This is a genomic window from Nonomuraea sp. bgisy101 (assembly GCF_057708945.1).
Genome location: NZ_JBYITD010000006.1, coordinates 190366 through 212927 on the forward strand (window position 1 = coordinate 190366; position 22562 = coordinate 212927).

At 70.5% G+C, this 22562-nt stretch carries 24 protein-coding genes; 12 read left to right on the forward strand and 12 right to left on the reverse strand.

From position 1 onward, the window contains the following. The first annotated feature begins 78 nt into the window (after positions 1-78). Positions 79-717 carry a DUF1707 SHOCT-like domain-containing protein gene (locus AC3EO4_RS13695; protein WP_379583077.1) on the forward strand — a complete coding sequence of 213 codons (639 nt, stop codon included), beginning with the start codon at positions 79-81 and terminating at the stop codon, positions 715-717. A 53-nt stretch (positions 718-770) separates the two neighbouring features. On the opposite strand, the gene glpX is transcribed toward AC3EO4_RS13695, so the two are convergent. Further along, on the reverse strand, positions 771-1802 hold the full coding sequence (glpX, locus tag AC3EO4_RS13700; protein ID WP_379583079.1) for a class II fructose-bisphosphatase: 1032 nt from the start codon (positions 1800-1802) through the stop codon (positions 771-773). Positions 1803-1884: 82 nt separating this feature from the next. Between glpX and AC3EO4_RS13705 the strand changes: the two genes are divergently transcribed. Genes AC3EO4_RS13705 through AC3EO4_RS13715 form a run of 3 tightly spaced genes read left to right on the forward strand, consistent with a single transcriptional unit; the run spans position 1885 to position 3692 of the window. Beyond that, positions 1885-2496: a TetR/AcrR family transcriptional regulator gene (locus tag AC3EO4_RS13705; RefSeq protein WP_379583081.1), complete on the forward strand. Its 612-nt coding sequence runs from the start codon at positions 1885-1887 to the stop codon at positions 2494-2496. 11 nt (positions 2497-2507) lie between these two features. Continuing rightward, a complete protein-coding gene (locus AC3EO4_RS13710) occupies positions 2508-3062 on the forward strand; it encodes a DUF4245 domain-containing protein (RefSeq protein WP_431895751.1) in 555 nt (184 codons plus the stop codon). Positions 3063-3104: 42 nt separating this feature from the next. Next, positions 3105-3692, forward strand: a complete 588-nt coding sequence (locus AC3EO4_RS13715; RefSeq protein WP_431895753.1) for an MBL fold metallo-hydrolase — start codon at positions 3105-3107, stop codon at positions 3690-3692. 47 nt (positions 3693-3739) lie between these two features. Here AC3EO4_RS13715 and AC3EO4_RS13720 read toward each other — a convergent pair whose 3' ends face one another. Further along, positions 3740-4327: a TetR/AcrR family transcriptional regulator gene (locus AC3EO4_RS13720; protein ID WP_379583087.1), complete on the reverse strand. Its 588-nt coding sequence runs from the start codon at positions 4325-4327 to the stop codon at positions 3740-3742. A gap of 84 nt (positions 4328-4411) precedes the next feature. On the opposite strand from AC3EO4_RS13720, the gene AC3EO4_RS13725 reads away from it, so the two are divergent. Beyond that, a complete protein-coding gene (locus tag AC3EO4_RS13725) occupies positions 4412-4822 on the forward strand; it encodes a nitroreductase family deazaflavin-dependent oxidoreductase (RefSeq protein ID WP_431895755.1) in 411 nt (136 codons plus the stop codon). 8 nt (positions 4823-4830) lie between these two features. Here the strand turns inward: AC3EO4_RS13725 and AC3EO4_RS13730 are convergent, their stop codons facing one another. From AC3EO4_RS13730 to AC3EO4_RS13740, 3 genes are all read right to left on the reverse strand, one after another. Continuing rightward, entirely contained in the window at positions 4831-5064 is a 234-nt protein-coding gene (locus AC3EO4_RS13730) for an exodeoxyribonuclease VII small subunit (protein WP_379583091.1), read from the reverse strand. 330 nt (positions 5065-5394) lie between these two features. Further along, positions 5395-6678 carry an exodeoxyribonuclease VII large subunit gene (gene xseA, locus AC3EO4_RS13735; RefSeq protein WP_431895758.1) on the reverse strand — a complete coding sequence of 428 codons (1284 nt, stop codon included), beginning with the start codon at positions 6676-6678 and terminating at the stop codon, positions 5395-5397. 28 nt (positions 6679-6706) lie between these two features. Next, positions 6707-7798, reverse strand: coding sequence for a DUF8129 domain-containing protein (locus AC3EO4_RS13740; RefSeq protein WP_431895760.1), 1092 nt, complete (start codon positions 7796-7798; stop codon positions 6707-6709). 100 nt (positions 7799-7898) lie between these two features. Between AC3EO4_RS13740 and AC3EO4_RS13745 the strand changes: the two genes are divergently transcribed. Beyond that, positions 7899-8858 (forward strand): 4-hydroxy-3-methylbut-2-enyl diphosphate reductase, encoded by a 960-nt coding sequence (locus AC3EO4_RS13745; RefSeq protein ID WP_379583097.1) that lies wholly within the window; start codon positions 7899-7901, stop codon positions 8856-8858. 204 nt (positions 8859-9062) lie between these two features. Here the strand turns inward: AC3EO4_RS13745 and AC3EO4_RS13750 are convergent, their stop codons facing one another. Continuing rightward, positions 9063-9587: a DUF6542 domain-containing protein gene (locus AC3EO4_RS13750; protein ID WP_379583099.1), complete on the reverse strand. Its 525-nt coding sequence runs from the start codon at positions 9585-9587 to the stop codon at positions 9063-9065. Between the two features lie 40 nt (positions 9588-9627). After that, positions 9628-10884: a DNA recombination protein RmuC gene (locus tag AC3EO4_RS13755; protein ID WP_379583101.1), complete on the reverse strand. Its 1257-nt coding sequence runs from the start codon at positions 10882-10884 to the stop codon at positions 9628-9630. A 113-nt stretch (positions 10885-10997) separates the two neighbouring features. Here AC3EO4_RS13755 and AC3EO4_RS13760 point away from each other — a divergent pair, with 113 nt between their 5' ends. Both AC3EO4_RS13760 and ychF read left to right on the forward strand, forming a co-directional pair. Further along, positions 10998-11702 carry a hypothetical protein gene (locus AC3EO4_RS13760; protein WP_431895763.1) on the forward strand — a complete coding sequence of 235 codons (705 nt, stop codon included), beginning with the start codon at positions 10998-11000 and terminating at the stop codon, positions 11700-11702. Between the two features lie 11 nt (positions 11703-11713). Then, positions 11714-12808, forward strand: a complete 1095-nt coding sequence (gene ychF, locus AC3EO4_RS13765) for a redox-regulated ATPase YchF (protein ID WP_379583105.1) — start codon at positions 11714-11716, stop codon at positions 12806-12808. Positions 12809-12928: 120 nt separating this feature from the next. Here the strand turns inward: ychF and AC3EO4_RS13770 are convergent, their stop codons facing one another. Then, positions 12929-13189 carry a transposase gene (locus AC3EO4_RS13770; protein WP_431896025.1) on the reverse strand — a complete coding sequence of 87 codons (261 nt, stop codon included), beginning with the start codon at positions 13187-13189 and terminating at the stop codon, positions 12929-12931. On the opposite strand from AC3EO4_RS13770, the gene AC3EO4_RS13775 reads away from it, so the two are divergent. Continuing rightward, positions 13097-13393: a hypothetical protein gene (locus tag AC3EO4_RS13775; RefSeq protein ID WP_431895765.1), complete on the forward strand. Its 297-nt coding sequence runs from the start codon at positions 13097-13099 to the stop codon at positions 13391-13393. The two genes, AC3EO4_RS13770 and AC3EO4_RS13775, sit on opposite strands and share 93 nt — an antisense overlap. Positions 13394-13586: 193 nt before the next feature. Here AC3EO4_RS13775 and AC3EO4_RS13780 read toward each other — a convergent pair whose 3' ends face one another. After that, on the reverse strand, positions 13587-14075 hold the full coding sequence (locus AC3EO4_RS13780; protein WP_431895767.1) for a DUF6326 family protein: 489 nt from the start codon (positions 14073-14075) through the stop codon (positions 13587-13589). Between the two features lie 379 nt (positions 14076-14454). Here AC3EO4_RS13780 and AC3EO4_RS13785 point away from each other — a divergent pair, with 379 nt between their 5' ends. Continuing rightward, positions 14455-15129 (forward strand): TetR/AcrR family transcriptional regulator C-terminal domain-containing protein, encoded by a 675-nt coding sequence (locus AC3EO4_RS13785; RefSeq protein ID WP_431895769.1) that lies wholly within the window; start codon positions 14455-14457, stop codon positions 15127-15129. Positions 15130-15177: 48 nt separating this feature from the next. Here the strand turns inward: AC3EO4_RS13785 and AC3EO4_RS13790 are convergent, their stop codons facing one another. The 3 genes from AC3EO4_RS13790 to AC3EO4_RS13800 are packed head-to-tail and all read right to left on the reverse strand — an operon-like array spanning position 15178 to position 19143. Further along, positions 15178-16746, reverse strand: a complete 1569-nt coding sequence (locus tag AC3EO4_RS13790; RefSeq protein WP_431895771.1) for an MFS transporter — start codon at positions 16744-16746, stop codon at positions 15178-15180. 32 nt (positions 16747-16778) lie between these two features. Next, positions 16779-18062, reverse strand: coding sequence for an MFS transporter (locus AC3EO4_RS13795; protein WP_431895773.1), 1284 nt, complete (start codon positions 18060-18062; stop codon positions 16779-16781). Continuing rightward, entirely contained in the window at positions 18055-19143 is a 1089-nt protein-coding gene (locus tag AC3EO4_RS13800) for an alkene reductase (RefSeq protein ID WP_431895775.1), read from the reverse strand. The genes AC3EO4_RS13795 and AC3EO4_RS13800 overlap by 8 nt, the downstream gene beginning before the upstream one ends. 132 nt (positions 19144-19275) lie before the next feature. Here AC3EO4_RS13800 and AC3EO4_RS13805 point away from each other — a divergent pair, with 132 nt between their 5' ends. Next, the gene (locus AC3EO4_RS13805; RefSeq protein WP_431895777.1) at positions 19276-21981 is read left to right on the forward strand and encodes an ATP-binding protein; all 2706 of its coding nucleotides are present in this window, start codon (positions 19276-19278) and stop codon (positions 21979-21981) included. 257 nt (positions 21982-22238) lie between these two features. Continuing rightward, positions 22239-22541: a hypothetical protein gene (locus tag AC3EO4_RS13810; RefSeq protein ID WP_379583119.1), complete on the forward strand. Its 303-nt coding sequence runs from the start codon at positions 22239-22241 to the stop codon at positions 22539-22541. Positions 22542-22562: the final 21 nt, after the last annotated feature.

Below are 22562 nucleotides of genomic sequence, written 5' to 3' on the forward strand. Positions count from 1 at the left end.
CGGGACCGACGGCATGGACAGGGCGTCGGGAACACCTTGGGGCGGCGTCGGCGGCCGGGCGCGGTTATGGTCGATGGTGTGAACGAGCGTTGGCTTCCCCGCCTGCAGGAGGTCGGTGAGCGGCTGGCCGAGGAGATCGTCTCGGCGCGGCGGCCGAAACCGGCCGAAGGACCGCAACCACACGAGCTCCGCGCGTCCGACGCCGACCGCGACAGGGTGGCGCAGGTGCTGAACGAGGCGGTCGCCGACGGGCGGCTCGGCATGGACGAGTTCGAGGACCGTCTGACCGCCCTCTACAACGCGCGCACGCTGGGGGAGCTGGCACGGTTGACCGCCGACCTGCTGCCCGCCGACGAGCAACCGTTCAGGCTGGACGGGCGGCCCGTGTCCGCGATCTTCAAGCAGGAGCAGCGCGAGGGGCGATGGGTGGTGCCCGCCGAGCTGCCCGTCACGGCCATGTTCGGGACGACCAAGCTCGACCTGCGGGACGCGATCATGCAGAACCGGCGGGTGGTGATCAACGCGACGCTGATGTTCGGCGGGCTGGAGATCCACGTGCCGGAGGGGGTCGAGGTCATCCGGGTGTCGAAGGACAAGACGGTACGGCTGACGCGGGAGCAGGCCGACCCCGACTGCCCGGTGATCGAGGTGCGGACGTCGAACTTCCTGGGAGAGGTCAAGGTCAAGGAGCCTCCCAAGCGGAAGCGCCGCCGCTGACGTGCTGCGCCGCCGGCCCCTGGTTCGAGGCCGACGGCGCGCGGACGTATGGTTCAGCCCGCCGTGTCGAAGTTGATCGCGCTGTACGCGCGCAGCTTCCACAGCTGGTGCTCGCTCTCCACCTTGCGGATCGTGCCGGACCGCCCCCGCATGACCAGCGAGCTCGTCACCGCGACCCCGCCGCGGAAGCGGACACCGCTCATCAGCTCGCCCTGCGTGATCCCGGACGCGGCGAAGAACACGTCGTCCGAGGTGACCAGGTCGTTCGTGGTCAGCACCCTGTTCAGGTCATGCCCGGCGTCGAGGGCCCGCTGCCGCTCGGCCTCGTCCTGCGGCCAGAGCTTGCCCTGGATGACCCCGCCCAGGCACTTGATCGCGCACGCGGCGATGACGCCCTCCGGCGTGCCGCCGATGCCGAGCATCAGGTCGACGCCCGTGCCCGCGCGGGCGGCCATGATCGCACCGGCCACGTCGCCGTCGGTGATGAACTTGATCCGCGCCCCGGTCTCCCTGATCTCCTTGACGATCTGCTCGTGACGGGGCCGGTCGAGGATGACGACTGTGACGTCGGCGGAGGAGCAGCCCTTCGCCCTGGCCACGGCTCTGACGTTGTCGGCGACGGGCGCGTTGATGTCCACCACGTCGGCCGCCTCAGGCCCGGTGACCAGCTTCTCCATGTAGAAAACGGCGGACGGGTCGTACATCGAGCCGCGCGAGCTCACCGCGATCACCGAGATCGCGTCGGGCATGCCGAGCGCCGTCAGCCTGGTCCCGTCGATCGGGTCGACGGCCACGTCGCACTCGGGGCCGCTGCCGTCACCGACGTGCTCGCCGTTGAACAGCATGGGCGCGTGGTCCTTCTCGCCCTCGCCGATCACGACCACGCCGTTCATCGACACCGTGCTGATGAGCTGGCGCATCGCGTTGACCGCGGCTCCGTCGGCGCCGTTCTTGTCGCCACGGCCGACCCACCGGGCCGCGGCCATCGCGGCCGCCTCGGTGACCCTGACCAGTTCCAGCGCCAAGTTGCGGTCGGGTGCGTGCTCGCCCGTGGCAAGGGCAGGAGGAACGGACGTCTCGGACATGGTGATGAGCCTCCTCGTGGGACAACTGACTCGATCGTAGTTGCCCCTCCATGCCCGGTCAGCGGAGGATAATGTGCCTGCCATGAGCAGCGATGTGGAACGCCTGGCGACAGGACGCGGTGCCGCCACCCGCGCGGCCCTACTCGACGCGGCTCGCGAGGTGTTCGTCGAGAAGGGGTTCGCCGAGGCGGGCGTCACCGACGTGGTCGCCAAGGCGAAGGCCAGCGTCGGCAGTCTCTACCACCACTTCTCCGGCAAGGCCGACCTCTACCTGACGCTGTTCGAGGAGTTCCAGGCCCGTCAGGCCCAGCGCACCAAGCAGGCGGCGCGCGAGGTGCGCGCGGAGGGCGAGTCCGACCCGATGCGGGTGTTCCTGGCCGCCGCCCACGCCTACCTCGCGGGCTCGCTGGAGGAGCGCGAGCTGGCGGCGCTGTTCCTGCGCGGCGACGGGCCCCCCGGCTTCGAGGTCATCATGCGTGAAAGGCTGCGCACCTGGGCCAAGCGCAACGCGGCGCTGTTCGACGACGACGAGGGCGCCCTGGTCGTGGTCGTGACGGGCGCGCTCGCCGCCGCCGTGTCCGAGGTCGTGCTGTCGGAGGACGAGACCGCCGCGCGCCGCCTCGCTGACGACGTGCTGGCCATCATCGGGCGGATCAGGCCGGTCACTTCGGCGGGCGGCACCTCCACCGGGTAACCTCGCCATTCGTGCGACGGTTCACTCAAGGTTTCTACGGCTACGCGTTCGCCCTCTTCGTCTGCCTGGCGCTCGCCGTGATCATCGTGGTGACCGCGCCCACGGGCAGGGAGGGCCAGCACGTCCCCCGCCTCGACTACACGATCACGGTGGCCAACTACAACAGGTCGGTGCCGTACGAGGTGTGGGCGCCCGCCAAGGACCCCGCCGACTGGATCCCCAACAGCAACAGGATCGCCAAGGGAGCCGACAACTCGTCCGTGCTGTCGATCGGCTACGCCACCGCGCCCGACGCCGAGGACGAACGCCACCACGCGATGATCGTCCAGGGCGCGGAGAAGCCTCCTGCCGCGTTCGCCAGCCGGATCGCCAACTCCGACAAGTCCATCGGAACCGTGCAGATCGCCGGAGCCAACTGGGAGAAGCGGTTCCGCGAGGACAAGAACCAGCGCACGCTGGTCCGCTTCCTGCCCGACACCACGCTGATGGTCACAGGCACCGCCGACTGGCCCGAGCTCACCACGCTCGCGTCCACCCTGAAGCAGCAGCCCAAACCCGCCAACTGACACGCCTGTTCGGCGTGCCAGGGAATGTGCTCTGCTGAGCACATGAAGATCACCAAATACACGCATGCGTGTGTCCGGCTCGAACAGGACGGCCGGGTGCTGGTCATCGACCCCGGCGTGTGGAGCGAACCCTTAGCGCTCGACGGGGCCGACGCGGTCCTCGTGACGCACGAGCACGGCGACCACATCGACGTGTTACGCCTGCTCGGGGCGGGCGTGCCGGTGTTCGGGCCGCGGTCGTTGCGTGGCCTGCCGTACACGCCGGTGGGGGTGGACGAGGAGTTCACCGCGGCGGGATTCAGGGTGCGGGCGGTCGGCGGGCGGCACGCGCTCATCTACGGCGGCGAACCGGACTGCCCCAACCTCGGGTACGTCGTCGAGGAGGCCGTCTACCACCCTGGCGACTCCGTGCACGTTCCCGAGGGGCCGGTGGAGACGCTGCTGGTGCCGTTGCAGGGCTCGTGGCTCAAGACGGCGGAGGCGATCGACTTCGTCAAGGCGGTACGGCCCGAGCGGGCGTTCGGCATCCACGACGGGCAGGTCAACGAACGAGGGCTCAGCAGCCTGAACGCGTGGCTGCAAGCGGAGACCGGCTGCTACCGCCGGCTCGCCCCCGGCGAGAGCGCCTGACCCTGTTCACGCCGCCGCCAGGCCTGTTCGGCGAAGGCGCGGGACGTTCACAGCAGGCGCAGCAGGTCGTCCATGCCCGCCTTGATCGCGTCGGCGGTCATCCCGCGCTCGGACTGCTGGTGGCTGATCAGGCACGCGTTGATCGGCGCGAGCAGCGCGTCGGCGAGGAAGCGCGCGTCCGCTTCGGGCCGGACCTGGGCGAGCAGCGTGGCCAGGTGCGTGTGGTGGAGCCTGTACGGCCCGCCGAACCGCGCCTTGGGCGGGCCCGCCTCCAACTGCAGGAACAGCTCACGCTGCGACACCTTCCTGTCGATCAACGTGTGCAGGAAGGCGCGGATCCGCTCGGCGGGCGGCGCGCCGGGGCCGGCAGGCGGCGGGCCCGTCAGGAAAGCGGCCTGGAACTCCCGTTCTCCCGCGTCGATGAGCGCGTAGATCAGCCCCGAGCGGTCGCCGAAGCGGCGGTAGACGGTGCCGACCCCGACATTCGCCTCGCGCGCCACCTCGTCGAGGGAGAGGTTCTCCGCGCCGTGCGTCGCGATCATTCGCGCCGCCACCTCGATGATCTTCTGCCTGTTGCGCGCGGCGTCCGCCCGTTCGGCGGGGGGCTGCCCTGCGATCGGCAGTTCACGGGTCATCGCTGCATCCTAGTCCTTGTAAGTGGAGATCTCTCCGGTTATTCTACGGAACCGGAGAGATTTCCGCTTATGGGGAGGCTGCGCATGCCGTCTGAGTTCAACGAGAAGATCATTGAGGAGTTCCGCGCGAACGGAGGCCTGGTCGGCGGCCACTTCCAGGGCTCATCCCTGGTTCTGCTGTCCACAACGGGCGCCAAGAGCGGCAGGCGCGTCACGACGCCGGTGATGTACGTGCGCGACGGCGACAGGGTCGTCATCATCGCGTCCAACGCGGGCGCGGACAGCCACCCCGCCTGGTATCACAACCTGCTCGCCAACCCGGACGTCACCGTGGAACTCGGCACCGAGACCTTCGCGGCCACGTCCGAGCTGATCGAGGGCGACGAGCGGGACCGCCTCTACGCGGAGATGGTCGCCATCGCGCCCACCTTCGCCGACTACGAGGCCAAGACCGCGCGCCGCATCCCCGTGGTGGCACTCAACCGCGCCACCTGAGATCCCCGCTAGAAGGGGCGGTCGTCGTCCTGCGGCGTGGGCTCGGCCCTGCGCGCCATGGCGGCGGCCAGCTTCACCCTGGCACCCTGCAGCCACTCCTCGCAGATCGCGGCCAGCTTCTCGCCGCGCTCCCACAACTCGATCGACTGCTCCAGGGTGAGGCCGCCGGTCTCGAGGCGGCGCACCACCTCGGTCAGCTCCTCGCGGGCCTGCTCGTACGACGGCGTCTCGTTCTTAGCCACCGCACCACCCTAGGGCGCGCACCCGACAGAATCGCCCCACGACCCCACGCCGGGACGAAGAACGGCGAGGTCGGCTTGCTACCGCCGCCGCGTGGAAGGGCCCGCCGATCTCCCCTCAGCTCGACCCTGGGCGCTTCAGGGACGGGCATATGGAACTTCCACCGACGTCCCTTCGGCGGTCCGGCGGGTCCCCCTGGCGCTTCGGGAAGGGCGCGTGATCGGCAGGCCGGGTCGGCTGACCCCGGCTGTGCGCGTGCAGGCCGGCCTGGTCGGGGGATCGGCCCTGTCCGCGGGCACGCCGGGGTGGGCCGATCCCGCCTGGGATGTCCGTCAGGTTTCGCCGGCGGGATCCGCGGGCTCGGTAGGGGGTGCGGGATCCGCGGGGGAGGCCGGGGTGGGGGAGCTCCCGTCGGAGGGGTCGGCGGTGACCGGGACCCGGCCGTCCGTGAGGCGGATCGTCAGCCGGTCGCCCGGCGAAACGTCGCGCGCCAGCCGTACGACGTCTCCCGACGGATGCTGCACGATCGCGTAGCCGCGCTCCAACGTCGCGGCGGGGGACAGCGCGACCAGCCTGGCGCGCAGGTGGGTGAGGTCGTCGGCGGCACGGTCGAGGGAGCCGCCCATCACCCTCCTGGCGCGCTCGCGCAACGCGTCGACCTGCTCGGCGCGCCGTTCGAGCTCGCGCACGGGGTCGGCGAGCGACGGACGGGACCGCACCGAGGTGAGCCACGCCATCTCCCTGTCGAGCCACCCGCCCATCACCCGCCGCCCGCGGTCGCGCAACTGCCGGATGAGCGTGAGCTGCTCGCCGACGTCGGGCACGACCTTCTTGGCCGCGTCGGTGGGTGTGGACGCGCGAACGTCGGCGACCAGGTCCAGCAGCGGGCTGTCCTGCTCGTGACCGATGGCGCTGACCACGGGGGTACGGCACGCCGACACCTCGCGCACCAGCGACTCGTCGGAGAACGGCAGCAGGTCCTCGAGCGAGCCGCCGCCACGCGCGATGACGATGACGTCGACCTCGGAGTCGGCGTCGAGCTTGCGCAACGACTCGGTGACCTCGCCGACCGCGTACGGCCCCTGCACGGCCACCTGCTCCACCTTGAACCGCACGGCGGGCCATCGGCGGCGGGAATTCTCCAGCACGTCGCGCTCGGCCGCCGAGTCGCGCCCGCAGATCAGGCCGATCGTGCCGGGCAGGAACGGCAGACGTCGCTTGCGGTCGGCGCTGAACAGCCCCTCGGCGGCCAGCACCTGGCGCAGCCGTTCGAGCCTGGCCAGCAGCTCGCCCACGCCGACCGGGCGGATCTCCAGCGCCGTGAAGGCGAAGGAGCCGCGGTTGACCCAGAAGTCGGGTTTGACGTTGACCACGACCCGAGCCCCGTCGGCCGGACGGGGCATCGCGGCCTCGTAGACCCCGCGCGGGCAGGTCACCCTGGCGGAGACGTTGGCGACGGGGTCGCGCAGCGTCATGAACACCGTGCCGCCCCTCGCGGTCAGCTCGGTGATCTGGCCCTCCACCCACACCGTGCCGAGCTTGCCGATCCATCCCGCGACCATCTGCAGGACCGTGCGGACCGGCAGGGGTTGCTCCGGCGTGGTTTTCGCGCTCATGACAACGAAGGCTATGGGTCGCTACCGACTATTCGGCGGCTTCCAGCTTGGCGAGGCGGTTCTCGAACATGCGGATGACGTCCGCGCGGGCCGTGGTGGCCTTCTCGTAGGCGAGCAGCTCCCCGATCTGGGCGACGGACTTGCCGCGCATCCTGGCGCGCAGCGAGGCGACGCTGAGGTCGGCGTACCCGGCCAGCGGCTCGGCGAGCTCGCCCGTCTCGACAGCCTCGGCGGCGGAGGTGGTGGCCTTGGCCGCCTTCGCCAGCTCGCCGTCCTCGGCCTCCGCCTTGGCGGGCTCCACCGCGGCTTCCACCGAGGACTCGGCCGCCGGCTCGGCGACGGTCTCGGGCGCGGCGGCCTTCGGCGCCTTCGCGGACCTGGCCCTCGGCTTGGCGGGCTTCGCGGCGGGCTCCGCGGCGGGCTCGGCCTCGGCGGCGGGTTCGGCCTTCGCGGCGGACTTCGCCTTCGCCGGCTCGGACTCCGCCTTCGCGGGCTCGGGCTCCGTCTTCACGGGCTCTGCGACCTTGGCCGCGGGCTCGGCGGGCTCGGGTTCGGCCACCGGCTCGGCGGCCTTCACGGTGGACGCGGCGGCGCTCTCGGGCGCGACGGCGGCCGCGCTCGCGGGCTCGGTCGCAGCCTCGGTCGCGACGGCGGCCTCGGTCGCAGCCTCGGTCGCGACGGCGGCCTCGGCCGCGGGCTCGGAGATCGGCGAGGCCTCGGGGGCGGGCTGCGCGGCGGGCGTGGCGGTCCTGGTGGCGGAGCCGTTCGCGGACGTCTCCTGCGACGGCGTGAAGATGACCGGCTCGGGGCGCTCCGCCTCGGTCTTGTCCTTGCGCGGCGCGAAGATGACAGGCTCCCTGCGCGCGGGCTTGTCCTCCTCGACCGTGTCCGTCGCGGACACCTGCTGCGCCGCCGCCGTGGGACGCTCGCTCTCGTCCTCCTCCTTGCTTCCCAGCCCCTTGACGGCGTTCTTCACACGGTCGGCGAGAAGCAGCGCCTGGCCCGCGGCGCTCAGCGTGGTCTGGATGAAGAAGAGCGGGATGTCCTTGGCCTTCTCCTTGAGCTCTTCACGATTGGTGACAGTTTTAGCGATGTTGCGGACAACGTCACTGAGAGACATGCCGGCTCCTGGGAGGTCTGTTGTGGGCGGCCAGTCTGGCAAACTTCCGCGCACGCGTGCACGGGCGGGCTGGGTGGCCTCTTCCACGTAGCATAGGAACATGGAGCCAAAGACCCCCGCCCGACGTGTACTCGTAGCCAAACCGCGCGGTTACTGTGCTGGAGTGGACCGTGCCGTCGAGGCGGTCGAAAAGGCCCTCGAACAGTACGGCGCGCCCATTTACGTGCGCAAGCAGATCGTGCACAACACCCACGTCGTCAAAACGCTCGAGGAACGCGGCGCGATCTTCGTCGAGGAGACCGCCGAGGTTCCCGAGGGCGAGATCGTGGTCTTCTCCGCGCACGGGGTCTCCCCGATGGTCCACGCCGAGGCAGAGCAGCGGCAACTACGCACCATCGACGCCACCTGCCCGCTCGTCACCAAGGTCCACAACGAGGCCAAGCGGTTCGCGAGCCAGGACTACGACATCCTGCTCATCGGGCACGAGGGCCACGAAGAGGTCGAGGGCACCGCGGGTGAGGCGCCCGACCACATCCAGCTCGTCGACGGCCTCGACTCCGTCGACCGTATCGAGGTGAAGGACCCGAGCAAGCTGGTGTGGCTCTCCCAGACGACGCTCTCCGTCGACGAGACCATCGAGACGGTCACCAAGCTCAAGGAGCGCTTCCCCACGCTCATCGACCCGCCGAGCGACGACATCTGCTACGCCACGCAGAACCGCCAGGTCGCGGTGAAGGAGATCGCGGACCAGGCCCAGCTCGTCATCGTGGTGGGCTCGGACAACTCCTCCAACTCCAAGCGCCTGGTCGAGGTGGCGAAGGGGTTCGGCGCGGCGTCCTACCTGGTGGACAACGCCTCCTTCATCCAGGACGAGTGGCTCGACGGGGTCACAACCGTCGGCGTGACCAGCGGCGCCTCGGTGCCCGAGGACCTGGTCGAAGGGGTGCTGGCGTACCTGGCCGGGCACGGTTTCGACGACGTCGAGGAGGTCGAGTCGGTGAAGGAGAGCATGCGCTTCGCCCTGCCGCACGAGCTCCGCAAGGACCTGCGCGTCGGCTGACGTTCCCGGGGCGGGGTGACCCCTTCGAGGGCGTCACCCCGACCGGTGAGCTTCAGAAGACTCGTGTCCCGGGTTCGTTCGGCCCTCGGCGCAGGCCGCCGGCAGGAGCGGGACGCGAGATCTCCGCGTGCGACCGTCCCTCCACGAGGCAGACGTCGGCCGTCCACAACCACGTGCGTACGGCGGGCCGTGTCGGAGGGGCGGTCACTCGTCGAGGGAGCGGGGCGTGCCGTACACCTTGGGTTCGAAGTAGCCCTCGGGCTCCGGCGCGAAGCTCTGGTCCTTGGGCGCGCGGGGGCGGGGGATGTCCACGCCGGTCCGCAGTTCGTCGCGCAGTTCCCTGACGTTGCCCGTCAGCCCGCGCTTCCACGCGATGGCGAGCACCAGCGCCGACCCCGCGAACAGCCACGGCGCCCCGGCGGACAGGGACGTGAACAGCCCGAGTGCGAGCGCCTGCGCCAGTGAGCCCTTGCCGAGCGCCCGCCCCAGCTCGACGATGAGCGTGGCGCCGAAGAACACCAGCGGCGGCGTGACCACCAGCGACAGCAGCTCGCGCGGGTTGACGAGGAGGACGGCGACCAGGCACGAGCCGATGAACGCGAGGCCGACCAGGATCGGCATGATGAGCAGTGCGGCGAGGATGTACCCGGCCAACGTGCCGATGAGGACGAACGCGATGGCGCCGCGGGCGGTCAGCCTGACAGCCGGACGCCTGCCTTTGTCACCCATGAGCCCGCCCCCTTTACCGGCGACCTACCTTCATCGTGCGTCAGGACAGGTCGCCAGCCAACTTACCGTTCGCGTGAGTTATCAGAGATGAGGTTTCGAGCAGTTCGGGTGAGGCGAGCGGCCTCGGGAGGCCTTCCAGCATCTCGGGGGAGTCGAGATCTCCGTCCACGACGCCCAGATCGTGCAGTTTGCGGGCCGTGACCAGCACTCTGCTCTCCAGCGAGCCGACCGTCTTGTTGTAGCCCTCCACGGCCCTGCTGAGCGCCTTGCCGAGCGACTCGACGTTGCGGCCGAGGGAGGACAGCCGCTCGTACAGCTCCTTGCCGAGCTCGAAGACCGCGCGGGCGTTCTCGCTGAGCGCGGCCTGCTGCCACGCGTAGTGGGCGGTGCGGAGCATCGTGATCAGCGTGGTGGGGGTGGCGATGTGGACGCGCTTGCTCATCGCGTACTCCAGCAGCCCAGGGTCGCGTTCCAGAGCAGGTGCGAGGAACGCCTCGCCGGGGATGAACAGCACCACGAACTCGGGTGAGGGGTTGAACGACTGCCAGTAGGCCTTGGCGGCGAGGCGGTCGATGTGCTCACGGACGTGCCTGGCGTGGGCGTCGAGGCGGACGGTGGCGAGGCTCTCGTCGCCGGCCTCGGCCGCCTCCAGGTAGGCGGCCAGGGAGACCTTGGAGTCGACGATGATGTTCTTGCCGCCCGCCAGCCGTACGACCATGTCGGGCCGGTGGGGCCCTTCGACGACCTGCTCGTCGAAGTCGCAGAAGCGCTGCATCCCCGCGATCTCGGCGACCCTGCGCAACTGGAGCTCGCCCCACCTGCCTCTGGCCTCGGGCCGCTGCAAAGCCCTGACCAGGGCGGTCGTCTGGGAGCGGAGCTGCTCGTTGCTCTGGCGCACGAACTCCATCTGCTGCGCCAGCTCTGCCCTGGCGGCGCGCTGGCCCGACTCGGTGTCGCGCAGCTGGGCCTCCACCCGCGCCAGCAGGTCCTTCAGCGGGTCGACCAGGTGCTCGACCGCCTGCCTCCGCTGGTCGAGGTCGCCGGTCGCCTCGGCGCGGCTGGCGGCCATGCGGGTCTCGGCCAGCTCCAGGAAGCGGATGTTGTTGACGTCGAGCGCCCGCGTCGACAGCGCCTGGAAGCGCTCGGCCAGCTGTTCCTCGACGTAGACGAGCTTGTCGGCGGCGGCCTTGGCGCGGGCGTCGGCCTCCGCCACGCGTACGGCCGCGCGGGTCCTTGCCAGCAAGAAGCCGATCGCCAGTCCGAGTGCGAGGCCGATGAGCAGCGAGACGACATCCATTGTTCGCATCTTTCCAGGGGCGGCCGCACGGGTCCTGCCGACACGCCTGCCGCATTCCGCTTGTGCCGACGGTCCGCGTCACTCACAGTACCCATATGGTTACGGGTTCGAGGATGATGGTCGCACTCGCCGCCACGGCCGTCGTCGCGGCGCTCGTGGTCGCGGCGGCAGGGGCGGTCATCGCCGCCCGCGGCCGTGACGGGGCGCGCACCGTGGCGTCGAACTCGTCCGTGCCGCACGCGCTGGTTTGGAGGCCCGGCGCGTGCGTGAGCAAGGCCGGAGCGAGGTTCGACCTCACGGCGTGCAACGGCGGCCATGCCGAGGTGCTCGCCATGGAACGCGGGCCGCGGGACTGCCCCGCCGACACCGACGAGATCGCCCGTGTCGGCAGGGGCAGGATCGCCTGCCTGCAGTACTTCGTCGAACCCCACCCGGGCGCGCGCGGCGCGGGCGGGGGGCTGCTCCGCGCCGGCGACTGCCTCGACCGTGCCGGCCGCGAGCTGCCGTGCTCCACCTCCGGCTGGTACGGCAAGGCCCTGGCCGTGGTCTCGCGCATGGGCGACTGCCCGCGCGGAACGGTCGACGCGCTCGCGATGGAGGGTCAGGTGGCGTGCCTGGGCTCCGGCGGCGGCGTGCTGGCCGAGGGCGCGTGCGTCGATGAGAAGGTGCGCAGGGTCGCCTGCGGGTCGCGCGCGTCGTGGGCCCGCGTGACCGCTTTCGGCAGGTCGGGTGGTGACTGTCCTTCGGGTTCCGATCGCTATGTCACGGCCAGGGGGGCGTATCGGCCGGTGACCTGCTTGCATCTCGTGGCCAGGTAAACTCGGGCCACGTGAGCCTCAGTATCGGCATCGTCGGCCTGCCAAACGTCGGCAAGTCCACCCTCTTCAACGCGCTGACCAAGAGCGCCAACGCTCTCGCGGCCAACTATCCGTTCGCCACGATCGAGCCGAATGTGGGCATCGTGGGCGTGCCTGACGACCGCCTGGCCAAGCTGGCTGAGATCTTCGGTTCCGCCAAGATCCTGCCCGCGAAGGTCGAGTTCGTCGACATCGCGGGCCTCGTGCGCGGCGCGTCCGAGGGGCAGGGCAGGGGCAACCAGTTCCTGGCCAACATTCGTGACACCGACGCGATCTGCCAGGTCATCCGCGTCTTCAGTGACCCCGACGTCACGCACGTCGACGGCGAGATCTCGCCCAGGCGCGACATCGAGACGATCAACACCGAGCTGATCATGGCCGATCTCCAGACGGTCGAGAAGGCCATCCCGCGCCTGCAGAAGGAGGCGCGGGTCAACAAGGACAAGAAGGCGGCGCTCGACGCCGCCGAGACGGCGCTCAAGGTGCTGGAGACCGGCAAGACGATCTTCGAGAGCGGGCTCGACCGCGACGAGCTTCGCGACCTCCACCTGCTGACGGCCAAGCCGTTCCTCTACGTCTTCAACCTCGACGCGGACGAGCTCGTCGACACCGCGCTCAGGGATCAGCTTTCGGAGCTGGTGGCGCCCGCCGAGGCGGTGTTCCTCGACGCCAAGATCGAGTCGGAGCTGGTGGAGCTCTCCGACGAGGAGGCGCTGGAGCTGCTGCAGTCGGTGGGGCAGGAGGAGTCGGGGCTGTCGCAGCTTGCCCGGGTCGGGTTCGAGACGCTGGGGCTGCAGACCTACCTCACGGCGGGGCCCAAGGAGACGCGGGCGTGGACGATCCGCAGGGGAGCCACGGCCCCCGAGGCCGCCGGCGTCATCCACACGGACTTCCAGCGCGGGTTCATCAAGGCGGAGGTCGTGTCCTTCGACGACCTGGTCGGCGCGGGGTCCATCGCCAACGCCCGGTCGGCGGGCAAGGCCCGCATCGAGGGCAAGGACTACGTGATGCGTGACGGCGACGTCGTGGAGTTCCGCAGCGGACTAACCTCTGGTTCCAAAAAGTAATCTTGTGACAGGGCTCGTACGCGCCCATAGGCTCCTGAGTGCCCGTGTACAAACTGATCGTCAGGGCGACTTGGGAGAGGCGGATCGCGCGAGCCGTCGTCCCATGAGGATGATCATCGCTCACAGGACCATGGCCTCGTGGTGCTCGGATAACCGTTCATAGTCACGTACACACCGCCTGCGCTGGGAGATCCACGACAGCGTCCTCTCCACCACCCACCTGCGGGGCAGGACCACGAAGCCGCTGACGTCGTCGCTGCGTTCGACGATCTCCAGGGTGAGCCGGACGTGCTTCCTGGCCCAGGTGACAAGCTTGCCCGCGTAGGCGCTGTCGGCCCAGATCAGCGCGATCCGCTCGTACCAGTCGCGCAGGCGTTCCAGCGCGGGTTTGGCGCCGTCGCGGTCCTGGACGCTGGCGGCGGTGACGATGACGACCGGCAGCAGGCCCAGGGTGCCTTCCGGTTGGCGATGGGGCTTCGATCACCACCGTTGCTACCGGAAGGTCGCTCTATGTCGCTGAAGATTCGCCGGTTCGTCGATGCCGGCACCACTGCCGGTCCGAACGCCGAACAAGCGGCCATTTGACCTCCCCGCCGCGGCTGGGTCCGGGGCCGCGACGACCCCAGGATGGTTGCCGGCAGCAGGGTCCCCATCACGGGCGTTGGCCACCGGCCAGTGAGCCCCCGCGCGGATACCGGACCGTTCGTGAGCAGGTTCTCTGCGTATACCGCGACTGAGCTGGTCACGGGCTTCACGCCGTAGGGCTTTACACGGATACCTACTGTCGAATGTCCTGTCGAAGGTCGGTCGTCGCGGGACCGGCTGGGACGGCGGGGGTTCGAGGCCAGGTCCAGGCGGAGCGCAGGATGAAGGCCAGGAGCAGCACCTCGACTCCGATGGAGAGGCCGTAGAAGGAGGCCCAGTCCCAGGACTCCCCTGCCGCGTTGACCGCCGAGTAGGGGATGTAGAGCAATGCAACGACGAGGTTCGTGGCGCGGTTCACCCGGGCGGGCAGCGTCATGGAGAGCATCACCATCAGGGCCGGGATCGCCACGGACGCGAGCATCATGGTCAACAACGTCGGGCTGATGTCGAACTCAAAGACGACGCCGGCGCGGAGCTTGTCGATGACGCCGGGCTTGTGGAGGTGGAAGTAGTCGACGTAGATGTAGAGGAACATGAAGCTGGTCCACGCGGCGGCGAGCTTGGCCTGCACGGGGACCGGCGGGTTGTCGAGCAGGTTCGGGGTTTTCGTTCGGATGGTCATCGGTTCTTCTTTCGAGAGGAGCGGTCCCTCCGCCGGAGTGGCGGCAGGGATGTACCGAGGCCGCGCCCACCTGGACGAGCACATCGCCTCGACCGGGCAGCGGTAGCCCGACCTCGGACGACTCGAGCACTGAGGGTGGGCCGTAGCGGTGCCGCCCGGCGGCCCGCATCGTCGTCGCCCCGGCCGGACTCGCCCCCCGGCACCAGGCGTGCTCCGGCATTCGATCGCTGTTCGATTCCCACAGAAGCCTCCTCACGTCCGAGCTACGACTCTCGCTGGTTCGTACATAGTACGTCGTACGCTGTACTACGATCGTACGCTGTACCATGACCGTACGCTGGACGATTGTCAAGCCATTCGAGCGAGCGAGAGGAGACCCGTGTCTGCGAGGGAACGACGCCAGGTCGCGTCAGACGCGGGGCTGAGCAAGCAACGGGTGGTGGTCGAGGCGGTCCGGCTCGCCGACCGCGAGGGGGTCGACGGGCTGAGCATGCGCCGGCTGGCTGGCGCTCTCGGCGCGGGCGCGATGTCGCTCTACTACTACGTGGCGAGCAAGGAGGAGTTGCTGGACGCCATGATCGACGTCGTGTTCGAGGAGATCGAGCTCCCGCCCGAAGAGACCGACTGGCAGTCAGCGATGCGACGTCGGGCGGTATCCGCCCGACGGGTTCTCGCACGCCACCCGTGGGCGATCGGCCTGATGGAGTCGCGGACATCGCCGGGGCCCGCGAACCTCCGCCACCGCGAAGCGGTCACCGCCTGCCTGCGGAGGGCTGGCTTCTCGGTCTTGATGGCGACGCACGCCAACTGGTTGCTCGACAGCTACGTCTACGGTTTCGCCCTGCAGGAAGCCAGCCTGCCGTTCGACACCGCCGATGAGCTCGCGGACATGACCGAGGACGTCTTCCTGCCCCAGCTTCCTCCTGACGAGTTCCCCTACCTCAACGAGTCCGCCGCGGCGCTCGTCGCTGCCGGCTACGACCCGGCGAAGGAGTTCATCTTCGGCCTCGACCTCGTCCTAGCCGCCCTCGAGCCCCTGAGAGCCTCCGCATAGCGACGCTCACGGACCGTCGCGCGGCCCTCTGCACCGCAGGCTCCGCAGTTAAGCACGAGACGTGGTGGAGTTCCGCTTCAACGTGTGACCCGGTCGCGGGCCGGCCGGTGAGCTCGCGCCGGCCTTGCGGAGTGCGGTCAGCGCGATCGCCGCGGTGATGGCGGCGATCACGGCGCAGACGATGCCGATGGTGTTCAGCCCACTGGTGTAGGCGTCCCGCGCGGCGGTCAGCGCCTTGGCTGCGGTCTCGGCGGGCAGCTGGCGAGCCGCCACGATCGCGTGCTCGAGACCGCCGCTGACGGCCTGCGAGACGCCGGCGGGCAGGCCGTCAGGGACGGTGACCACGCCACGGTAGACGGCGGTGCCCAGGCTGCCGAGGGCGGCGATGCCAAGCGAAGCGCCGAGGTCGCCGCTGATGGAGGAGAGCGCGGCCGCGGAGCCGCCCTTCTCCGGCGGGGCGGAGCCGACGACCAGGTTGGTGCCCAGCGCGCCGATGGGGCCGCCCCCGAAGAAGACGGTCACGAATCCGGCGACGATCAGTGGCATGCCGCCCACCGGCTCGACGAAGACGATCAGCAGATAGCCGACCATGCTGACGAGCAGGCCCACTCCGATGACGAGGGAGAGCGGGAAGCGCTTGGCCAGGGCAGGGGCGAGCTGGGCGGCGACGATCGACGCGATCGCCGACGGCACCATCCACAGGCCCGCCGCCATCGGCGGGAGTCCCTCCACCATCTGGAGGAACCCGGTGATGAACAGGTAGCCGCCCCCTGTGGCGACCATCGAGACCAACAGGATCACCAGCGCCGCCGTGAAGGCGCCGCTGCGGAAGAGTCCGAGGTCGAGCAGAGGGTGGGTGAGGTTGCGCTGCCGCCTGACGAACAGGGCGCCGACCGCCGCGCCCACGACGACGGCGACGAGCGGCAGCGGCTCCCAGCCGTGGCGGGTGAGCTCCTTGAGTCCGTAGACGATCGGCAGGATGGCGGCCAGCGACAGGACGACGCTCAACAGGTCGAGCTTGCCGCCGTCGGGGTCCTTGTACTCGGGCAGCAGGATCGGCGCGGCGATCAGCAGGATCAGCATGACCGGCACGCCCAGCAGGAACACCGAGCCCCACCAGAAGAACTCGAGCAGGACGCCGCCGACGACCGGGCCGAGCGCGGTGCCCGCCATGAAGCAGCTGGCCCACACCGCGATGGCTCGGCCGCGCTGCTGCGGGTCGTGGAACATGTTGCTGATCAGGGCGAGCGTGGACGGCATCAGCGTGGCCGCCGAAATGCCGAGCAGGGCCCGGGTGGCGATGAGCATCTCCGCACTGGACGCGTAGGCGGCCAGCAGCGAGGTGAGGCCGACGGCGGTGGCGCCGATCATCAGGAGCTTGCGGCGGCCGATCCGGTCGCCCAGCGTGCCCATGGTGACGAGGAAGCCCGCTATGAGGAAGCCGTAGACGTCCATGATCCACAGCGTCTGTGTCCCGGTGGGGCTCAGCGCCTCCACGAGGTGCGGGAGGGCGAGGAACAGCACACTCTGGTCGAGAGAGATCAGCAGGGTGGGCAGAGCCAGCACGGCGAGCCCCATCCACTTCCTCGCTCCCGCCTGCGAAGCGTGGGCAGACATGTGTTTCCCTTCCTGGGTTCAGGGGGTGGGGCTCAACCCGCCATCAGGGTGGTCATGGCCGGGCCGAAGGCGGCGCCGAGCAGGTAGGCCAGGTTGTACAGGCCTATGGCCGCCGGCTCCTGCCCTCCGGGAACGGCCGCGCGAGCGCGGTTCGCGAACACTCCCTGCCCTGAGGCGGCGGCCAGCGAGGCGAGCGCCTGGGCGGACAGAAGCGCCAGCGGGGCGACGCTGAGGGCGGCGGTCACCGTCGCGATCCCCGCCAGCACCACGAAGAGCACGGCCGGGACGAGGAAGGGACTCCGCTCGGTCATCGCGATCACCGCGTACGAGACGAGCCCGCCGAACAGCAACGGCCAGGTGATGGCCAGCCCGACCTGTCCGCTGCTCCAGCCCGCGTTCGCGGTCAGCAACGGCGGCAGCGCGTAGATCAACCCGAAGTTGACCACCGCCAGCAGGAACGCCAACCCGGCCGCGATCAGGAAGGCCGGAGCGCGGACGACCGCCAGGGGGACGAAACCGTCGGGCCTGGCGCGCAGGCGCAGCGCCAGCAGCAGCCCGATGACCGCCGCCGCGCCCACGGCCGCCTGCCAGGAGTGCGGGACGAACACCAGCGCCGTGACCATGGCCGTCAGCAGCACCATGCCGGCCAGATCGAACCGCCTGCCGGACACCGGCGTGACCGGTCGCCTGCGCAGCACGAACGGCACACAGGCCACGCTGAGCACGGGCAGGGCCAGCGCGGCCCGCCAGCCCAGCTGATCGGACACGACGTCGCCGATCAACGGGGCGGCCGCGCCGATCGTCGCCAGTGAGGCCGTGACCAGGCCCATCGCGCGAGGCGAGCCGGTGAGGCTCATGGCGATGGTGGTGAGCCCGGCGGTCCCGAGACCCTGGAGCGCGCTGCCGGCCATGAGGAACGGCAGGGCGGAGGCGGTCATCACCAGGACCGCGCCCAGGAGCACCAGCGCCGTGGCGGTCAGCAGCGCCATGCGTGCGCCGCGACGGTTCTGCAGGCCCGCCAGCAGCGGGGTGCCGACCGCGATGGCCCACCCGAACGCGGTGACCAGCCAGGTCAACGCCCCGACGCTGAGGGTGAGCTCGCGAGCCGCGTGGGGCAGGACCAACGTCGGCCCTGCGATTCCGAACGACATCGGACCCGCCATCAGCGCCAGCAACACCGCCGGGACGCCGCCGCGCGTGACGTCGCGCTCGTGCGGGGGCGCGCTCACCGGCACGTCACGGGATCCGCCGGCCCGTGCGGTGCGCGGTCCGCTGTCCGGCGCACCCGGGCGGCCGGTGAGGGAGCCATCACTCATCGGAATCCGCCATCGTCAGCGTCGGATAGTCGGTGTAGCCGCGATGGTCGCCGCCGTAGAAGGTGGTGGTGTCGGCCTCGGCGTACGGCCCCCCTGCCTCGACGCGGGCGGGCAGATCGGGATTGGCCAGCCAGAGCCGCCCGAAAGAGATCGCGTCGGCGAGCCCTGACCGGAGCGCCTCCGCCCCCTCCCGCACGGTCGCGGGCTCGCCCCCACCCCTCGGGTGCGGATTGAGCACGAGCGTGCCAGGCCATTCGGCGCGCAGCAGCTGTGTGATGCCGCGCGTGTCGTTCTCCGAGACGTGCAGATACGCCAGCTCGTACGGCGCCAGCGCGCGCGCCAGCTCGCGATAGAGGATCTCGGAGTCGCTCTCGTCCATGCCGTTGTAGGTGATGCCCGGCGAGAGGCGGATCCCGGTGCGTGCCGGGCCGATGGCGTCGGCGACGGCCTGTACCACCTCCATGGCGAACCGGATGCGCCGCTCCACGGATCCGCCGTAGGCGTCGGTGCGCCGGTTGGTGTTGTCCGACAGGAACTGGTGAATGAGGTGGCCGCTGGCGCCGTGCAGCTCCACCCCGTCGAATCCCGCGTCCATCGCGTATCGGGCCGCGGTCACGAATTCCTCGATGGCGCAGGCGATGTCGTCCATGGTCATGGGGCGCGGAGTGGGGTGGTCCAGCGGACCCTGCGGCGTGTAGAGGCATTCCCCGGAGGGGACGGCTGAGGGCCCCATGGGCAGTGCGTCACCGGGATAGAGGCAGGGGTGGCCGATCCGGCCCGCGTGCATGAGCTGGACGAAGACACGGCCACCACCACGGTGTACCTCGTCGGTGACCGTCCGCCAGGCCGCCGCCTGCTCCGGCGAGTGCAGCCCGGGAGTGTCGATGTAGCCCTGGCCCAAGACGCAGGGCTGGGTTCCCTCTGTGATGATCAGTCCCGCGCCGGCGCGCTGGCCGTAGTACTCCGCCGTCAGCTCGTCCACCAGGCCGCCGCGAGCGCGGCTGCGGGTCATCGGTGCCATGACGAGGCGGTTGGGCAGATCCAGGTGGCCCAGGGTCACCGGCTTGAGAAGCTCGCTCACGTCTTCCTCACATTTCGTGTCGGCATTTCCGCTGGTCCGACGCTATGAAGCGGTGAATACGCGGCGAATCGGTAATGTTTCGGTATCTACGTACGGTGGTCGGTGTGCGTATCGACGGGGCGGGGTGCTGGGTTGCTGTACGGCAGGGAACGTGAACGAGCCGAGCTCCGGACCCTCATCGATGCGGCACGAGACGGCCGGAGCGGCGGCCTGGTCGTCCGGGGGGAGCCAGGGATCGGCAAGTCGGCGCTGCTGGCCTGGGCCGCCGAGTACGCGACCGGTGAGGGGTTGCGCACGCTGTCGGTCACCGGGATCGAAGCCGAGGCCGATCTCGCCTTCGCCGGGCTCGTGCAGCTTCTCTGGCCGGTGCGGGACAGGCTCGGCGCCCTGCCTGGGCCTCAGGCCGACATGCTGCGGGCCGTGCTCGTGCCAGGTGAGGCACGGTGGCCGGGTCCGCAGGACAGGTTCCTGTCGGGGCTGGCCGTCCTGACCCTTCTGGCGGACGTCGCCGAGGAAGGCCCGCTCCTGTGCCTGGTGGACGACGCGCACTGGCTGGACGAGGCCGCCGCCGACGCGTTGCTCTTCGCCGCGCGCAGGATGTCGGCGGAAGGGGTCGCGCTGCTGTTCGCCGCGCGCGAGGAGGGTTTCGTCGCGGCCGGAATTCCCGAGCTGAGGCCGTCGCGCCTGTCCGCCGAGGACGCGGCCTCGCTGCTGACAGACCGCGGGCTCGCGCCCGCCTCGCGCGAGCAGGTGGTCGACGAGGCGGCGGGTAACCCGCTGGCGCTCATCGAGTTCGCCGCCATGCAGCGCCCCTACCACTCCGTGGCCGGGCCGATGCCGGTCCCTGACCGGGTACTCGCCTCCTTCCGGTCGCGGATCGGCGTGCTGCCCGAGAAGACGCGCCAGATGATGCTGACGGTCGCCGCCGAGGGGCGCGGGCATCTGCCCACGCTGCTCGGCGGGGCCGCGGCGCTGGGGGTCGGGCTGGAGGACCTGGCGGAGGCGGAGCAGGCAGGACTGGTCGACGTCACCGCGAACGTCGTGACGTTCCGTCATCCCCTGATCGCTACCGCCACCTACCAAGGCGCTCCGCTGGCGCGCCGTGTCGCTGTGCACCGGGCGCTGGCGGCGGTGGCGAGCGACGAGGACTGCAGGGCCCGGCATCTAGCCGCGGCGACGACGTCGGCGGACGAGCAGGTTTCCGATGAGATCGCCCGCGCGGCCGAGCGCGCGCGCGGCCGCACCGCGTACGCCGCCGCGTCAGGGCTGTACGAGCAGGCCGCGTGGCTCAGCCCGGAGCCGCCGACACAGGCGGTGCGGCTGGGGGAGGCGGCGTGGCTGGCGCTGTCCGTCGGCCACGCGACCCGCGCGGTGAGCCTTGTCGAGCAGGCCGAGCGGCTGGTGCACGACCCGGAGCGGCTGGCCACGTTGGCGCCCGTGCGTGCGGTGGTGGAGTTCGAGGTGGGCGAGCGGCGGCTGGCCGCTCGTGTGCTGGCCGAGGGGGCGGCGCACGCGGCGCAGGAGCAGGCCGTGTCGATGCTGCGCGCCGGCGCGGGCTACGGCTGGTTCCACGGCGACCGTGAGGCGATCCTGGGCGCGGCTCAGCGGCTGTCGGAGATGGGATGGCCCGACCCCATGGTGCTCGGGATGGCGGCTCTGGTGCAGGAGGACTATACGCGTGGCCTGCCGTTGCTGACGGAGTTCGTCGCGCGTGCCTCCCGGCCGGAGGCGGATTTCCCGCCAGGGGCGGCAAGGCCGGAGACGTTCGAGGAGGGAGCGATCCGCCTGGCCGGAGGTTTGACGATCTCATGGGCCACGCTCTGCGCGATGATCCTCGGCGCTGACGAGGCCGCCGCCGAGCTGGCCGAGGCGGATGTGGCGCACTGCCGTCGCCATGGCCTCGTCGGCGCGCTGCCGCAGAGGCTGCAGGACCTGGCGGGCGTACAGGTGGCGGCCGGGCGGCATCGCGACGCCGAGGCGTCCATCGAGGAGGCGGTACGGCTGGCCCGCGACACCGGGCTTGAACAGCGGGTTCCGCAGCTCTACTCGGTGCTGGCGAAGATCGCTGCCATCGAGGGCGATGAGGCTCGCTGCGTGCGGCTGGCGAGCAGCGCGCCTGACACCGGCGGCATGGCAGGCACGACCGCGCTGAGCCTGCTGGACCTGGGGCTGGGTCGCTACGCCGCCGCGCTCGACCGGCTGGAGGCCGCCATGCGCGGGCCGCTGAGGCACGCCTCGGGGCTGCTCGTCGCGGCCGCTGATCAGGTGGAGGCCGCCGTCCGGCTGGGCGAACCGACGCGGGCCGCCGAGCCGCTGCGCCGGTTGGAGGCGTGGGCGCGGGCCGGAGGCCAGCCGTGGGCAGAGGCCGTGAGCAGCCGCTGCCGTGCCCTGGTGAGCGGGAGCGAGGCGGATTACGTGCGCGCGCTGGAGGCGCACAGGCACGTTGACAGGCCGTTCGAGCAGGCGCGTACCGAGTTGCTGTACGGAGAGTGGCTGCGGCGGGCGAAGCGGCGCAGCGACGCGCGGGCACAGCTCCGCTCCGCGCTCGCCGTCTTCGAGCGGCTGAGCGCGGTGCCCTGGCTGGAGCGGGCGCGGGCCGAACTGCACGCCACGGGCGAAACCCTGTCGCAGGCCGAGCCCACCGCCGCGAACCTGCTGGATCGGCTCACCTCACAGGAAGTGCAGGTGGTTCGCCTGGCGGTGGAAGGAGGTTCCAGCCGGGAGATCGCCGCGCAGCTCTTCCTCAGCCCTCGGACGGTCGAGCACCACCTCTACCGGGCCTTCCGCAAGCTCGGCATTCGCTCGCGCCGCGAGCTCGCCCGCCTCGACATCGACTGACAGGCGCCGCTCGACGCGGACCAGCGCGATCTTCCTCCCGTTCTCGAAGCTCAAGGGCCTTGTCGTCTCGCTCAGGGACCCCTCACTCAGAAGGGAAGGCCGCGAGGTCCCGGGGCTCCCGGAAGCCCCAAGGGCGACGACTATCCACGAGTCCGGTGAAACCGGGACAGCATGGGGCGTCAACCCCTTCCAACCCTGGCGCGTCGAATCGTCACGGCGATGACGCTGACTCGGGAGGACAGATCATGATTCGTCGCATGCTGCGGAACCGACGCCCCACCACCCCCGCGCTGGCGAGCATCAGCCTGGAGGAGGAGCTCGCCCTGCTCAGGGTCGAGCTCATGTACGGCCTGCGCGTCAACAGGGAGGCCTACCTCCGCAGGAAGATGGAGGAGCGGGAAGAGGTCATGCGCCGGATGCGCCACCGTGACGCGCAGGCCATGCTCGCCGATCTGCGGGGTCGTCTCGACCGGGTCAAGCCGCAGAACGACGCGCCGAGGGTGATCGATCTGCGAACTCGCCGCCGGCTGCATCCCGTGGACGGCCCCGAGACCGCCTGAGCACCCCCTCTGACCAGGCCG